The sequence below is a fragment of the Nocardia sp. NPDC056000 genome (assembly GCF_042269265.1).
Taxonomy (GTDB): Bacteria; Actinomycetota; Actinomycetes; order Mycobacteriales; family Mycobacteriaceae; genus Nocardia.
The window spans coordinates 33,311-48,156 of the sequence record NZ_JBHJXS010000008.1 but is presented as its reverse complement, the minus strand read 5'-3'; the positions used below and the strand labels follow the sequence as shown (position 1 = coordinate 48,156).

12 protein-coding genes are annotated in these 14,846 nt (G+C 66.2%); 11 read left to right on the top strand and 1 reads right to left on the bottom strand.

The features are described 5' to 3' along the window. The first annotated feature begins 197 nt into the window (after nt 1-197). Genes ACFC4D_RS23510 through ACFC4D_RS23495 form a run of 4 tightly spaced genes read left to right on the top strand, consistent with a single transcriptional unit; the run spans nt 198 to nt 4,675 of the window. The gene (locus ACFC4D_RS23510; RefSeq protein ID WP_376066602.1) at nt 198-1,799 is read left to right on the top strand and encodes a CocE/NonD family hydrolase; all 1,602 of its coding nucleotides are present in this window, start codon (nt 198-200) and stop codon (nt 1,797-1,799) included. Next, the gene (locus ACFC4D_RS23505) at nt 1,796-3,325 is read left to right on the top strand and encodes a glycoside hydrolase family 20 protein (protein WP_376066599.1); all 1,530 of its coding nucleotides are present in this window, start codon (nt 1,796-1,798) and stop codon (nt 3,323-3,325) included. Before ACFC4D_RS23510 ends, ACFC4D_RS23505 begins: the two co-directional genes overlap by 4 nt. An 11-nt stretch (nt 3,326-3,336) precedes the next feature. Continuing rightward, nucleotides 3,337-4,173: an esterase/lipase family protein gene (locus ACFC4D_RS23500; RefSeq protein WP_376066596.1), complete on the top strand. Its 837-nt coding sequence runs from the start codon at nt 3,337-3,339 to the stop codon at nt 4,171-4,173. 49 nt (nt 4,174-4,222) lie between these two features. Continuing rightward, entirely contained in the window at nt 4,223-4,675 is a 453-nt protein-coding gene (locus ACFC4D_RS23495) for a DUF4254 domain-containing protein (protein ID WP_364649402.1), read from the top strand. Nucleotides 4,676-4,993: 318 nt separating this feature from the next. On the opposite strand, the gene ACFC4D_RS23490 is transcribed toward ACFC4D_RS23495, so the two are convergent. Next, nucleotides 4,994-6,529, bottom strand: a complete 1,536-nt coding sequence (locus ACFC4D_RS23490) for an ATP-dependent DNA ligase (protein WP_376066594.1) — start codon at nt 6,527-6,529, stop codon at nt 4,994-4,996. A gap of 127 nt (nt 6,530-6,656) precedes the next feature. Here ACFC4D_RS23490 and ramB point away from each other — a divergent pair, with 127 nt between their 5' ends. From ramB to urtE, 7 genes are all read left to right on the top strand, one after another. After that, nucleotides 6,657-8,066, top strand: coding sequence for an acetate metabolism transcriptional regulator RamB (ramB, locus tag ACFC4D_RS23485; protein WP_364649408.1), 1,410 nt, complete (start codon nt 6,657-6,659; stop codon nt 8,064-8,066). A gap of 70 nt (nt 8,067-8,136) precedes the next feature. Continuing rightward, a complete protein-coding gene (locus tag ACFC4D_RS23480) occupies nt 8,137-9,636 on the top strand; it encodes a serine/threonine-protein kinase (protein ID WP_376066592.1) in 1,500 nt (499 codons plus the stop codon). 326 nt (nt 9,637-9,962) lie between these two features. Beyond that, the gene (urtA, locus tag ACFC4D_RS23475) at nt 9,963-11,153 is read left to right on the top strand and encodes an urea ABC transporter substrate-binding protein (protein WP_364649534.1); all 1,191 of its coding nucleotides are present in this window, start codon (nt 9,963-9,965) and stop codon (nt 11,151-11,153) included. Between the two features lie 140 nt (nt 11,154-11,293). Continuing rightward, nucleotides 11,294-12,178, top strand: coding sequence for an urea ABC transporter permease subunit UrtB (gene urtB / locus ACFC4D_RS23470; RefSeq protein ID WP_364649414.1), 885 nt, complete (start codon nt 11,294-11,296; stop codon nt 12,176-12,178). Next, nucleotides 12,175-13,353, top strand: a complete 1,179-nt coding sequence (gene urtC / locus ACFC4D_RS23465; RefSeq protein ID WP_376066590.1) for an urea ABC transporter permease subunit UrtC — start codon at nt 12,175-12,177, stop codon at nt 13,351-13,353. The genes urtB and urtC overlap by 4 nt, the downstream gene beginning before the upstream one ends. Beyond that, nucleotides 13,350-14,153 (top strand): urea ABC transporter ATP-binding protein UrtD, encoded by an 804-nt coding sequence (gene urtD / locus ACFC4D_RS23460; RefSeq protein WP_375964053.1) that lies wholly within the window; start codon nt 13,350-13,352, stop codon nt 14,151-14,153. Before urtC ends, urtD begins: the two co-directional genes overlap by 4 nt. Beyond that, nucleotides 14,146-14,838 (top strand): urea ABC transporter ATP-binding subunit UrtE, encoded by a 693-nt coding sequence (gene urtE / locus ACFC4D_RS23455; protein WP_376066589.1) that lies wholly within the window; start codon nt 14,146-14,148, stop codon nt 14,836-14,838. The genes urtD and urtE overlap by 8 nt, the downstream gene beginning before the upstream one ends. The last annotated feature ends 8 nt before the right edge of the window (nt 14,839-14,846 follow it).

Below are 14,846 nucleotides of genomic sequence, written 5' to 3'. Positions count from 1 at the left end.
TTCTCTATAGACAGAGCAGAAATGCGCACCTACTCTCGGATGCACCGATAAATCCGGCGCTGTCTCAGAGGACTTCTCATGCATGAACTGCCCGCCCCAGATCTGATCGGCACGATCCTCGGATATCTGCTCATGTCACCGATGTCGTTGCTGCACAACCTCGGTCAACTGCTCGCGACCCTGCGGTGAGGGCGGCCATGCGAACACCACTGCTCGGCGCGCTCGCCGCCGCACTGCTCGCCACCGGCAGCGCGGTATGCCTCGCACCCGCCGCCGCCGTGCCGATTCCCGGCGGACAGGCGACCACGCTCTTCCTGCCCGGGGCGGACGGGGTGCCGATCAACGCGGTGATCACCGCACCGCCGGATCTGGCCGAGCACAGGAACCCGCTGGTACTGCAACCTTCCGGCTGGGGCATGCCCGCGGTCGGGAGCATCGGATCGGCGTACAAGCTCTCCAGCGGAGAGGGATTCGTCTCCATCGAATACACCGCGCGCGGTATGTACCTGTCCGGCGGTGAGGTCGACCTGCTGGGTGAGAAGGACGCCGAGGACGCGTCGGCGCTCATCGACTGGGCCATCGCGAACCTGAATATCGATCCGGATCGCATCGCCATCGCGGGCGGATCGTACGGCGCGGGCATGAGTTTGATCGCGGCGGCGCATGATCCGCGCATCAAGGCGATCGTGGCCGATTCCCCGCCCGGTGATGTCACCGAGGCGCTCGCACCCAATGGCACGCCCAAGACCGGCGGGCCGATCGCGCTCACCGTCGCGGGCGCGGCCACCAATCGATTCAGCCCGGAACTGGTGACGCACGGGCTCGACGCCATCGTGAACCACAATGCCAACGCCTTTGCCGCCCTGCCGAATCGGCATCTGCTGGCCAAGGCGATCCCGCAGCTCAATGCCAATGGCACGGCGGTGTTCCTGGCGCACGACTGGCAGGACAGCCTGCTGCCGGTCGGGCCGATCTACTCCATGTTCGACCAGCTGACCGGGCCCAAGATGCTGTACGTCGTGCCCGGTGATCACTCCACCGGCGGCGGTGCGGGCGGTGTCGCCGGACTGCCGAATTCGATCTGGGACGCGGGTCTGCGCTGGCTGTACCACTACGTCAACGGGGCCGACAACGGTATCGACCGGGAGCCGACGGTCAATATCCAGCCCGCCAATACGGTGAGCCTGCTGCCCGATCCGGCTGCGCTGGTGCACTTCTCGTCGGTCGGTGCGGCGGAGTTCGCGGCGCGCGAGTTCGCGCTGTCCGCGCCCGGCGGCGGGGTCATGGGGGCGGATCGCGGCGAATCATGGAGTCAGGCAATGATTTCCACGCCGACCACCGCCGTCGCCGCGATCCCGTATGTCACCGGCTCGCTGGCGCAATTGGGGCTGGCCCCGGCCATTCCGCTCGGCACCGTGGACCGTAACGCGGCGGGGGTATGGCGCACCGAGCCGTTCGCCGGTGGCGGCGTGCTGTCCGGTACACCGCACCTGCGCATTACCGCCGCACCGCCCGGGCCGGACCTCACCATGATCGGCATCCTCTACGACGAGAGCCCGGACGGCACCGGCAAGACCATCAGCTACTGGCCGATCACCCGGCACGGTCTCACGCCCGGTGTGCCCGCCACGCTGGAATGGGATCTCGCGCCGACGTATTGGAATCTCGCGCCCGGGCACCGGCTGACGCTCACCGTCACCACCCAGGATCCGATTCCGTTCGAGAGTTCGACGCCGATGGGGAGCACCGTCGTCTTCGGTTCGCCGTCTGCGGTCGAGCTTCCGGTTAGCGGATCGTGAAATCGTTGCGGCACAGCGTGGCCGGAAAGCCGGGTGCGCTCGCGGTGCTGGCGGCGGTGGCACTGTGCACCGTCGCCCCCGGCGCACGGGCCGACATCGCCACCCTTCCGGTCAGTGTGCCGAGCGTGCACGAGTTCGCTGCCGGATCAGGCAGTTTCACGCTCGGCGGCGCGGCGCGGATTGTCGCCCCGGGCCCCGCCGCATCGATTGCCACGCGTTTCGCGGCCGATATGAACCGAGCCGGGCGCACCATCACGGAGGGGAATGGCGCGCCCGGTCCGGGTGATGTGGTGTTGCGCATCGACGATTCCGGACCCGAACGCCCGGAGTCCTTTCGCATCGAGATCGGCGCGGCGATCACCGCCACCGCGCGGACCGCAGCGGGCGCGGTACACGCGACACAGACTCTGCTGCAATGGTTTTCCCAATCCGTCACGGTGCCCACCGGAACCGTGACGGATTGGCCGGACTACCGCGAGCGCGGGATGCTGCTGGATCTGGGCCGCAAGTTCCTCACCGTCGACTGGATCAAGCAGCGCATTCGGGAGATGGCGTACTACCGAATGAACCTGCTGCAACTTCATCTCTCGGATCACTACGGCTTCCGGCTGGAAAGCCGATCACATCCCGAGATCACCTCACCGGAGCATTACAGCCGCGCCGATATCGCCGAAATCGTCGCCTACGCGGGCGAATACGGTATCGAGGTGGTGCCGGAAATCGGCTTCCCCGGACATATGAACGCCATCCTCGCAGCGCATCCCGACTTGATCCTGCACCCGGCCACCACCGGTCCCCTGGACGCCGTCACGGACAGCGTGCTGAGCGGTTCCGCCGACGGGCGCATCGATCTGTCGAATCCCCGCGCCCGGCCGCTCATCGAAGATCTACTGCGCGAATACCTTCCGCTGTTTCCCGGCCGCTATTTCCATCTCGGCGGCGATGAGTACGTCAGCGATTACAGTCGCTATCCACAGCTCGGCGGCCCGGAACTGGTCGCGGAGACCTTCAACTGGGCCAATGACATCGTGCGTTCGTACGGTAAGACGGCGCGCATCTGGAATGACGGCATCCCTCGCGACAGCCGTGTCCCCGTCGACAATTCGATCATCGTCGATCATTGGACGGCCGGAAACGGCCTGCTGCCCTGGATCGGAACCGACGGCGGCCCCGAAGAACTCGCCGACCGCGGCTACACCCTGAGCAATGCCGCCTTCACCCCCACCTACTGGGCCACCGGCGGCTACGCCGCACCGCTGAACTCCCCGCCGGAACTGCTGTACGCCTGGGATCCGGGCCTTTTCGTGAACGGCACCCGGCTGCGCCCGGATCAGCAATCCCGGCTGCTCGGCGCGAAACTCTGCATCTGGGCCGATGATCCGACCACCATGACCGAACAGCAGATGATCGCCCCGGTACTGACTCGCCTGCCGATCATGGCTCAGCAATTATGGAGCGGGACAAAGAATATCGAGTACGGCGAATTCACTTCCGCCGTGCGTACCGTCGGGCTCCCGCACGACTGAACCGAGGATCCATGCGTCACATCATCCGGGCCGCACGCACCGCCGCGAAGACCGTACTGGCGGGCGGCATCGCGGTAGCGCTGACGGGTTCCGCGACCTTGATCGGTACGGTCGCCGCCCCGGCAGAGGCGGCGCAGACCTGTCGTCCGAGTGCGGAGCATCCGTATCCGGTGGTGCTGCTGCACGGTACAGCGGACGATGCCACCGCGTGGAATGTGCTGGGCCCCAAGCTGACCGATGCCGGATACTGCGTCTTCGCGCCCAGCTACGGCAAGGATTCGCCGCTGATTCCGTTCGGCGGTATCGCCGCGGTGCGGAGTTCGGCCGATGAGGTGGCGGCCTATATCGACGGCGTACTGGCCGCGACCGGTGCGAGCCGAGTGGATATCGTCGGGCATTCGCAGGGCGGCACCATTGCCGAGTACTACGCCAAGAACCTGGGCCGGGCGGCGAATGTGCACGCGGCGTTGCTGCTGTCGCCGGTCAGTCACGGCACCACGCTCGGCGGCGTCACCGAGCTCGCGAATCAGGTTCCAGCACTGCGCGATGCCGCCGATCGACTCGTGCTGCCCGCCATCTGCGCCGCCTGCGCGGACCTCGAGGTGGGTTCGGATCTCACCCGCGCCCTGAACGACGGTCCGATCGCGCAGCCCGGCGTGCGCTACGCGGTGCTCGCCACGCGCGACGACACCATCAGCACGCCGGCGGGCGGTGCGTCATTCCTCGAAGAGCCCGGTGTCCGAAACGAATACGTTCAGGATTTGCGCCCGGGCGTGGTGACACACAAGGACATGCCCAGGAATGACACGGTGATCGCGTGGGTGTCGGCGCAACTCGCCGCGAATTGATCAATCGTCCGCGAATGTCGTTGCCAATCGGAGATATTCGCGTAGCAGGATGGCCGCCGTGCCTCTGCTCCCGCCGAAACATCTGCTGCTGCAGGCTTGCCGCGGCCTCCCGCCCGAAGATCGACACCCGGTGCTGCACTGCGCGGGCTTATTGGCGGATCTGCACGAGAAGCGACTGACCGCGGAAGCCGGGGCGACCGGGCTGATCGACCACGAACGAGCCCGCATGGTGCTCGATATCGACCGGTGGGTGGCGATGGAACTGCCCAAGGCCGACCGCGACGCCCAACTGCACACCGAGACCGTCGGCACCGTGATCGATCGGCTCGCGCAATTCTCGGCGCTGGCCTACCTGACACTCGCGTACGCCGATGAGGCCATGCACGAGGCGGCGACGCGACTGCGCGAACTCGCCCTGGCCTACGAACATCTGGCGACCGAATTGGCCGCGGGCCGACGCCGACTGCCCAATCTGACCGGGAATCGCGAATACGAGTACTGATCGCCCGGATACGGGACTGACCACAGCGCGGATCGACTATCGATCAACGCGCGAATTCGTGTCGTCGACGGCGCCCGGCGAGGGTACGGGACGCCGTCGACAGCACAGGTGAGCCATGCGCAACCCACCGTCGAGACCCGGGCCAGGGTTTACAGCGAACAGAACCCGCGTGGGAGTGCGGTGGCAGTGCCCGTTCGCTGTTACCTGACAACCACCAGGCTCGAGCTCGACCTATGAATCGTGCGCCGCGAAGCTCGGAACCGGCATCCATCCCGCTGTGAACTTCCTGGGAACCGGGGTCCTGGGCGTAACGCCTGGTCAGTCGGCCGGTGCGGCGGCGGAGGGTTCCGGGAGCAGGGCTCGCAGGGTGCCGATGGTGTCGGCCTGATGCGGTTCCTTATCGGGGCGATACCGGACCACGCGGGCGAAGCGCAGCGCCAGACCGCCCGGATAGCGGGGGCTGACCTGGACGCCGTCGATGGCGATCTCGACCACCAGCTCCGGCCACAGGTAGACGGTGGTGCCGTCGCGCTCGCGCTCATGGCGCGGGAATTCCGCTGTCTGCCACTGCAATAGCGCATCGGTGAGGCCCTTGAAGGTCTTGCCGACCATGATCGGCTCGCCACCGTCCGGATCCCGTGCGCCCAGATGCAGATTCGACAGGTATCCGGTGCGGCGGCCGTAACCCCATTCCGCGCCCAGCACGATCAGGTCCAGGGTGTGCGTGGGTTTGATCTTCAGCCAGGACCGTCCGCGCCGCCCCGCCGCATAGGGCGCGTCCAGGGCCTTGATCATGATGCCCTCGTGCCCGGCGGCCAGCGCACCGTCGAAGTATTCGGCGGCGGCCTCGGCATCGGGGGCGATGAGCGCCGGAATGCTCAGCGCGCCAGCGACTTTCGTGAGCGCGGCGCGGCGCTCCCGCAGTGGCGCGTCCAGCAGATCGGTACCGTCCAGATGCAGGCAGTCGAAGAAGTACGGGTGCAGCAGCAATTCCTGCGCGGTCGCCGCGCCGAACCGGCTCATGGTCTCCTGGAAGGGACGCGGGCGACCGGAATCGTTGAGCGCCAACGTTTCCCCGTCCAGCACCACACTCGTGCAGTCGAGTTCCCTTACCCGCCCGACCAATTCGGGGACGCTCTTGGTGATATCGCGCAGTGTGCGGGTGAATACCCACACCTGATCGCCATCCCGGTGCACCTGAATGCGCGCACCATCCATTTTGTGCTCGACGCTGACGTCACCGTCGAATTCCGACATGGCCTCATCGAGTGCCGCACCCGGCGAAGCGAGCATGGGCTGAATCGGCCGCCCCACCTCGAGCCGGAACGCCTCCAGTGCCGCCACCCCGCCGGTCGACGCCGCGACCGCGGTCACCGGTAGTCGCCCGGACAGCATGTGCGCCCGCCGCACCGCGTCGATGGGCACCTCGAACGCCTTGGCCACCGCCTCCGCGACGATCGCGGTCAGCGCCCCCTGCCGCATCTCCCCGGTCAGCAGCCGCAGCACGAAATCGTGTTCCTCGCTTGTCGCGGCGCTGAACAGTTTCGCCAGTAATTCCCGCCTGCGCGCCGTCGACCCGCTGCCTCCGACGCCCGCGAGCTCGGTGAACACCCGATCCACCTCGCCGACCGTGAGCGTCGACTCCGCCGCGGATTCGACCTCCATCGTGGTCAGCGTCCGCCACCCGGTGCCGATCCGCCCCTGCGGCAGCTCCCCGGAAACCCAGGCCACCACCTGGGCGAGTTCATCGGGTCCGGCCTGGCCGAGCAGTTCGGCCAGCGTTGCGATCTTGATCTTTCGCGATGAAGTCGCGCGTACCGCCCGCAACGCCTCGACCACTTGCGACAAATACATCACCCGACGGTAACGCCGACGTCCGACACATCGGGGACCTTCCGCCGAGCGTCCCTGTGACGCACCCCTCAGCAAGGGTGTTAATTCCGGGTTGGCAGGGTTGCGAAACCGCCCATAAACTGGGCGCATGGCCAAGACTTTCGTCGGTGCGCGGCTGCGTCAGCTGCGCACCGAACGCGGGCTGAGTCAGGTCTCCCTCGCCAAGAAGCTGGAGATTTCGGCCAGCTACCTCAACCAGATCGAACATGACGTCCGCCCGCTCACCGTACCGGTCCTGCTGCGCATCAGCGAGGTCTTCGGGGTGGACGCCGGATTCTTCTCCTCCCAGGACGACACCCGGCTCATCGCCGAACTCCAGGAAGTCGTCATGGACCAGGAATTGAGCATCGAGGCCGATGCCCAGGAAATCGCCGAAATGGTTTCCGCGCACCCGGGTTTGGCGCGCGCCATGGTGAATATGCATCGCCGCTATCGCAATACCACCGCGCAGCTGGCCGCGGCCACCGAGGATCGTTTCGCCGACGGCAGCGGTTCCGGGGCCATCTCCAAACCGCACGAGGAAGTACGCGACTACTTCTATCAGCGGCAGAACTATATTCACGAATTGGATACCGCCGCAGAGGAACTCGCCACCAGAATGCGCTTCCACGGCGGCGATCTGAAACGCGAGATCGCGCGCCGCCTCACCACCGCGCACGGGGTGCAGATCGTCGAGCGCATCGATCTCGGCGACGGGATGCTGCACAGATACGATCCGGAATCGCGCCGCCTGGAAATCGCGCCGCATCTGTCCGGCGGGCAGCGGGTTTTCAAACTCGCCGCCGAACTCGCCTATCTGGAGTGCGGGGATCTCATCGAGAAGCTGGTCGAGGAAGGCAATTTCTCCAGTCCGGAGTCCCGGGTGCTGGCCAAGCTCGGCCTGGCCAACTACTTCGCCGCCGCAACGGTGTTGCCCTACAGCCACTTTCATGAAATGGCGGAGGATTTCCGCTACGACATCGAACGCCTCTCGGCCTTCTTCACCCAGTCGTACGAGACCATCTGCCACCGGCTCTCGACCCTGCAGCGCCCCCGCCTGCGCGGCGTCCCGTTCTCCTTCGTCCGCGTCGATCGCGCGGGCAATATGTCGAAACGCCAGTCCGCCACCGGCTTTCACTTCTCCTCCAGCGGCGGCACCTGCCCCCTGTGGAATGTCTACGAGACCTTCGCCTATCCGGCGAAGATCATGACCCAGATCGCCCAGATGCCGGACGGCCGCAAATACCTCTGGGTGGCCCGCACCGTCGAACGCCGCGCCACCCGCTACGGCGAACCCAGCAAGGTGTTCGCCATCGGCCTCGGCTGCGAACTCCGGCACGCGAGCCGCGTCGTCTACGCCGACGGCCTGGATCTGAACGAACCCAAGGCCACCCCCATCGGCGCGGGCTGCCGCGTCTGCGAACGCTCCAACTGCCCGCAACGCGCCTTCCCACCCCTGGGCAAAACCCTCGACATCAGCGAACACCGCAGCTCCATCTCCCCGTACGTCATTCAATGACACATTCGTGCGCGCGCACCCGGACTCCGTAGGGTGGAGCCGGTTTGTCGGCTGGGTGGAAGGTGCTGTGATGCAGGGGGCGGGACTCGTCACCGGTGCGATGTTCGCGGGGTTCCGCATCGAAAAGGTGCTGGGCCGGGGCGGCATGGGCACGGTGTATCTGGCGGGGCATCCGCGGTTACCGCGGCTGATCGCGCTGAAGCTGCTCAGCCGGGAACTGTACGCGGATGAGGAGCTGCGGCGGCGGTTCGAGCGGGAAGCGGATGTGGCTGCGGCACTCGATCATCCGAATATCGTCTCGGTGCTGGATCGGGGCGCGGAGGACGGGCAGCTGTGGATCTCCATGCAGTACGTCGACGGGTCGGACGCCGGGGAATTCGATGAGCCGGTGGATCCGGTGCGGGCGGTGCGGATCATCGCGCAGACCGCCGACGCACTGGATTTCGCCCATGAACGCGGTGTGCTGCACCGGGATGTGAAGCCCGCCAACATATTGCTGACCGCCGGGCGCGGCGGTGACCGAGTATTGCTGACGGACTTCGGCATTGCCCGGCTGCTCGACGATCAGCATCATCTGACCCAGACCGGTCAATTCCTGGCCACGCTGTCCTACGCTGCGCCGGAACAGCTTTCGGGCGAGCCGGTGGACCACCGGGTGGACCAGTACGCCCTCGGCTGCACCCTGTACACCCTGCTCACCGGTCAACCGCCGTTCGTGGCGGCCAATCCCGGCGAGATGGTCGCCGCGCACCTGACCCGCCCGGTGCCGCGCGCCAGCCATGCGGTCCCCGGCATACCGCCCGCCATCGATGCCGTGATCGCCCGCGCCATGGCCAAGCTGCCGGGCGAAAGATATTCCAGCTGTAGCGAATTCGCCGAGGCGGCCGCGCACGCACTGACTGTGGGATCGCAGGCCGGACAGCAGTACGCACCGCCACCGCCGGTACCGGCCCCACCCGCCCCGGCCCCGGGCTACCACGCCCTCGAACCCACCGTGATCGCCCCGGCCCGCCGCCAGGTGTCCGCGAACTGGCGGCTCACCTCGGTCCTGCTGATGGTCATGGCGCTGGTGGCCGTCGCGGGCATCGGTGCGGTGGGCGTCTACTGGAAATTCATTCGCCCCGTACCGATTCCGCCGTCCTGGGGCGATCATGCGGATATCACCTTCGCCTTCCCCGAACTCATTCCCCGGTATCCGAACGGCACCGCCTGGCACGGCGCGCGCTGCTCCGCGGTCGGCACCATCGTGGCCACCGCCGGTGATCCGCCGCCCGTCCGCCAGATCACCTGCACCGATTCGGACAACATCACCACCTGGTACACCCAATACGCCACACCCGCCGACCTCCAGACCTACCTGGAGGCGCACACCGTCCGAATTGGGCAGCGCGCCACCACGGCTCCCGCCGATATGGTGCTGCACCAGCCCAAGGACCCCGCGGCCCCGTTCGCCCTGGCCACCTACCGCCTGGTCACCCCCGACGCCCGCACACTGCTGATCGAGGTCTCCTGGCCCGGCCATACCTTCGAGCAGACCCGTGACCAATGGTGGGAACCCGCCCCGATCTGAGCCGCGCCGTGCCCGATTTCGCCCTTCAGCTGCGGTGATAGCCGAAGTGATCGACTCGAACGGCGTTGCGGTGAGCTGAAATTCACGCGTGGGAAACATCGGCAATCGGACTGTCATCGAGAGTCATTCCGGCGCAATACTTCCCGTTTACGGTTCCCCTCACGAATACAGCGGTTGTATACGCGGCCGTATTCGCAAGCGACGCACGTGGCGTCGATGTGCAAGTGAGAAGGGTCCGCCCAATGCAAGATTCCCACCGCCGGCAGCGAACTCAGCGCCTGGTCAAGGCCATCACCATCCCGACCGCACTGGTGCTGTCCGCAGCCATGATCGCCGGTTGCGGTTCCCGCGACAGCGATACCGCCGCGGGCTCCAACGCCAAGTCCTGCGTCGACACCTCCAAGGACACCATCAAGATCGGGTCGCTGCACTCGCTGACCGGCACCATGGCCATCAGCGAGGTGACCGTCGCGAACGCGACCAAGATGGCGGTGGACCAGATCAACGCGGCCGGCGGCGTCATGGGCAAGAAGATCGACCTGGTGCTCGAGGACGGCGCCTCGGATCCGAAGACCTTCGCCGAGAAGGCCGAGAAGCTGATCAGCTCCGACTGTGTCGCAGCGGTTTTCGGCGGCTGGACCTCGTCGAGCCGTAAGGCCATGAAGCCCAAGTTCGAATCCCTGAACTCGCTGCTCTACTACCCCGTGCAGTACGAGGGCCTGGAGGACAGCAAGAACATCTTCTACACCGGCGCCACCACCAACCAGCAGATCGTCCCGGCCCTGGACTACCTGAAGCAGAAGGGCATCACCTCCCTCTACCTGGTCGGTTCGGACTACGTCTTCCCGCAGACCGCCAACCGCGAGATCAAGGCGTACGCCAAGGCCAACGGCATCGAGATCAAGGGCGAGGATTACGCCCCGCTCGGCTCCACCGATTTCTCCACAATCGTCAACAAGGTCCGCAACTCCAAGGCGGGCGCGGTCTTCAACACCCTCAACGGCGACTCCAACGTCGCGTTCTTCCGCGAGTACTCCAACGCGGGCCTCAAGCCCACCGATATGCCGGTGGTCTCGGTGTCCATCGCCGAGGAAGAGGTCGCGGGCATCGGCGCGCAGAACATCGCGGGCCAGCTGACGGCGTGGAACTACTACCAGACCGTCGACACCCCGGCCAACAAGGCGTTCGTCGCCGCGTACAAGGCCGCCTTCGGCGCCAACAAGCCCACCTCGGACCCGATGGAAGCCGCCTACACCTCGGTCTTCCTGTGGAAGAACACCGTCGAGAAGGCGAAGTCCTTCGCGGTGGCCGACATTCAGGCCGCGGCCGACGGCGTCAGCTACGACGCCCCGGAGGGCACCGTCACCATCGACGGCTCCAACCACCACATCACCAAGACCGCACGCATCGGTGAGATCCGGCCGGACGGACTCATCTACACCGTGTGGGATTCGGGCAAGGCCGTACAGCCGGACCCGTACCTGAAGTCCTACGACTGGGCCAAGGGCCTCAAGTAATCAGCTAGCCGCCGATGAGGGGCGGCCGGTGCGGAACTCGTTGCCGCACCGGCCGTTACGGCGGCTATCCCGGCCATGAGGATCGCCCACGACGCGCTGCCCCGCCACGGCGGCGCGAGAGAACCACAGAGGTATTCACAATGGAAGTCGCTGTCGGACAGCTGTTCACGGGTTTGAGCCTCGGCTCTATCCTGCTGCTCGCCGCGCTCGGTCTGTCCCTGACCTTCGGTCAGATGGGCGTGATCAATATGGCGCACGGCGAATTCATCATGGCCGGGTGTTACACCACATTCGTTGTACAGCAAGTCATTCACTCCACCGGCGTCGCGCTGATCGTGTCGCTGTTCGTCGGATTCCTGGTCGGCGGTCTGCTGGGCGCCGCCCTGGAAATGGGTCTCATCCGCTGGATGTACGACCGCCCGCTCGACACCCTGCTGGTCACCTTCGGCGTCGGCCTGGTGCTCCAGCAGGTCACCCGGGACATCTTCGGCGCGCCCGCCAAGAACGTGGTGGCCCCCGACTGGCTGACCGGCGGCATCACCATCGCCGGAACCGTGGTCCCCAAGACCCGCATCTTCATCATGGTGCTGGCGGTCGCCGCGGTCATCGCGCTGGCCACCGCGCTCAAGACCACACCGCTGGGCCGGCGCATCCGGGCCGTGGTGCAGAACCGCAGTCTCGCCGAAACCTCCGGCGTCTCTTCCCGATTCACCGATATCAGCACCTTCTTCATCGGTTCGGGCCTGGCCGCCGTCGCCGGTGTGGCACTGACCCTGATCGGCTCCACCAGCCCCACCATCGGCCAGTCCTATCTCGTGGACGCCTTCCTGGTGGTCGTCATCGGCGGCCTCGGCCAGATCAAGGGCACCATCATCGCGGCCTTCGGCATGGGCCTGCTGAATTCCTTCGTCGAATACTCGACCACGGCCTCGGTCGCCAAGGTGATCGTCTTCATCGTGATCGTGATCTTCCTGCAGGTGCGCCCGCAGGGCCTGTTCACCGTTCGCACCAGGAGCCTGGCATGACACTCCTCCAGCGGCTCAACGCCAATTCCTCGCTCAAGGCCGTGGGCGGATTCGCCTTGGCCGCAATCGTTCTCTTCGGGTTGGCACCCGCGGTACTCACCGATTTCCGGTTGAGTCTGCTCGCCAAATTCCTGTGCTTCGCCATTGTCGCGGTGGGTATCGGGCTGGCGTGGGGGCGCGGCGGGATGCTGACGCTCGGGCAGGGCGTGTTCTTCGGGCTCGGCGCGTACATCATGGCCATGCATATGCAGATGGCCGATGCCGCCAAGGCGCACGAGGATGTGCCGGAGTTCATGTCCATCGCGGGCATCTCCGAATTGCCGTCGTACTGGCAGCCTTTCGCATCCGCGCCGGTCGCGATCATCGGGATTCTGGTGCTGCCCGCCGCCATCGCGGCGGTGCTCGGGTTCGGTGTCTTCAAGCGCCGCGTCAAGGGCGCGTACTTCGCCATCCTGAGCCAGGCGCTCGCGGCGGCGCTGGCGATTCTGCTCACCGGACAGCAGACCATCGGCGGGTTCACCGGGCTCAGCGATTTCAAGACGTTCTTCGGCTTCCGGCTGGACGATCCGGTGAACCGGCGCATGCTGTTCTTCATCGCGGCGGGCGCGCTGCTGATCGTGGTGGCCGTGGCGCGGCAGCTGATGCACAGCCGGTACGGCGAACTGCTTGTGGCAGTGCGTGATCAGGAGGAGCGCGTACGCTTCCTGGGCTACGACCCGGCCAATATCAAGATCGTCGCCTACGTGGTGGCGGCGTTCTTCGCGGGTATCGCGGGTGCGCTGTTCACCCCGATCGTCGGCATCATCTCCCCCGCCGATATCGGCGTGGTGCCCTCCATCGCCTTCCTCATCGGCGTCGCCATCGGCGGGCGCACCACCCTGCTCGGCCCGGCGCTCGGCGCGATCGGCGTGGCGTGGGCGCAGACCAGTTTCTCGGAGGAATTCCCGTCCGGCTGGATCTACCTGCAGGGCGCGCTGTTCATCGTGGTGGTCGGCTTCCTGCCCGCCGGTCTGGCCGGATTCGGGCCCATCGCAAAGCAATTGGCCGAACGATTGCGGTCCGCGCGCAGCGCGCCGGCCGTTCCGGCGGGCACCGCGATCGTGGCCTCGGTCATGTCCACCGGCGCACCGGCCGAACCGGAAACCCCTGCGGACGAAGCGAAGGTGACCGCATGAAAATGGACAGCGAATACCTCGAGATCCGCGGCCTGTCGGTCAGTTTCGACGGCTTCAAGGCCGTCTCCGACGTGGATCTGACTGTGCTGCAAGGGGATCTGCGCTTCCTCATCGGACCCAATGGCGCGGGCAAGACCACGCTCATCGACGCCATCACCGGATTGGCCGCCGCCACCGGATCGGCGCAGAAGTCCGGGAACGAGCTCATCGGCAAGAAGGTGCATCAGATCGCGCGGCTCGGGGTCGGGCGCACCTTCCAGACCGCCTCGGTGTTCGAACAGCTCACCGTGCTGCAGAACCTCGATATCGCCGCCGGGGCAGGACGTTCCGCGCTCACCCTGCTGCGCAAGCGCAAATCGGTGCTGCCCGCCATCGAGGAGGCCCTCGACACCATCGGTCTTACCGAACTGCGCGATAAGCCCGCCGGAATCCTCGCGCACGGACAGAAGCAGTGGCTGGAGATCGGCATGCTGCTGGTGCAGAACGCCTCGGTGCTGCTGCTCGACGAACCCGTCGCGGGCATGAGCGCCGAGGAACGCGAAGAGACCGGAAACCTGTTGCGCCGCATCGGAACCGAACGCGTCGTCGTGGTGGTCGAACACGATATGGACTTCATGCGCGCCTTCGCCACCTCGGTGACGGTGCTCGCCGGTGGCCGCGTGCTGAGCGAGGGCACCGTGGAAGAGGTGCAGGCCGATCCCAAGGTGCAGGAGGTCTACCTCGGCACCGCCGCCGCGGGCGAACTGCCGCCCGCCACCGAAGCCCCATCCACCGATGTCACGGAGGCCGCGAATGCTTGAACTCGTTGACCTGACCACCGGCTACGGCCGGACCCAGGTGATTCACGGTGTCTCCCTTAATGTTCCGAGCGATGGCGTGGTCGCCGTCATGGGGCACAACGGGGCCGGGAAGACCTCGCTGCTGCGCGCGGCGGTGGGATTGCTGCCCGCAAAGTCCGGCAAGATCCGCTTCAATGACGAGGACATCACCAAGATGTCGCCGTCCAAGCGGGTGAAGCGCGGTATCGCCTATGTGCCGCAGGGACAGCAGTCGTTCCCGCAGCTGTCCACCATGGAGAACCTCCAGGTGGTGGCGGACGGGCGCAAGCGCGCCAAGGAACTCATCGCCGAATCCCTCGACCTGTTCCCGGCTTTGAAAGAACTGCTCACCCGCAAGGCCGGGCTGCTGTCCGGTGGTCAGCGCCAGCAGCTCGCCATCGCCCGCGCGCTCATCACCGAACCGAAACTGCTCATCCTGGATGAGCCGACCGAGGGCATCCAGCCGTCCGTCGTCGCCGAAATCGAGCGCACCATCATCGATCTCACCAATCGCGGTGGTTTGAGCGTGCTGCTGGTGGAACAGCACATCGGCTTCGCGCTGCAGGCCGCACAGCAGTACTACGTGCTGCAATCGGGGCGCATCACCTCCACCGGGGCGGGTGGAGCGGGCGCGGAATCCGATGTCCGACTGGCCATGGCGATCTGATCAGGCGA

Coding starts and splice junctions, on each gene's coding strand:
- ramB (WP_364649408.1), top strand. CDS start 6,657: ATGGCCAAGACTTTCGTCGGTGCGCGGCTGCGTCAGCTGCGCACCGAA.
- urtA (WP_364649534.1), top strand. CDS start 9,963: ATGATCGCCGGTTGCGGTTCCCGCGACAGCGATACCGCCGCGGGCTCC.
- urtE (WP_376066589.1), top strand. CDS start 14,146: ATGCTTGAACTCGTTGACCTGACCACCGGCTACGGCCGGACCCAGGTG.
- urtC (WP_376066590.1), top strand. CDS start 12,175: ATGACACTCCTCCAGCGGCTCAACGCCAATTCCTCGCTCAAGGCCGTG.
- urtD (WP_375964053.1), top strand. CDS start 13,350: ATGAAAATGGACAGCGAATACCTCGAGATCCGCGGCCTGTCGGTCAGT.
- ACFC4D_RS23490 (WP_376066594.1), bottom strand. CDS start 6,529: ATGTATTTGTCGCAAGTGGTCGAGGCGTTGCGGGCGGTACGCGCGACT.
- ACFC4D_RS23495 (WP_364649402.1), top strand. CDS start 4,223: ATGGCCGCCGTGCCTCTGCTCCCGCCGAAACATCTGCTGCTGCAGGCT.
- urtB (WP_364649414.1), top strand. CDS start 11,294: ATGGAAGTCGCTGTCGGACAGCTGTTCACGGGTTTGAGCCTCGGCTCT.
- ACFC4D_RS23500 (WP_376066596.1), top strand. CDS start 3,337: ATGCGTCACATCATCCGGGCCGCACGCACCGCCGCGAAGACCGTACTG.
- ACFC4D_RS23510 (WP_376066602.1), top strand. CDS start 198: ATGCGAACACCACTGCTCGGCGCGCTCGCCGCCGCACTGCTCGCCACC.
- ACFC4D_RS23480 (WP_376066592.1), top strand. CDS start 8,137: ATGCAGGGGGCGGGACTCGTCACCGGTGCGATGTTCGCGGGGTTCCGC.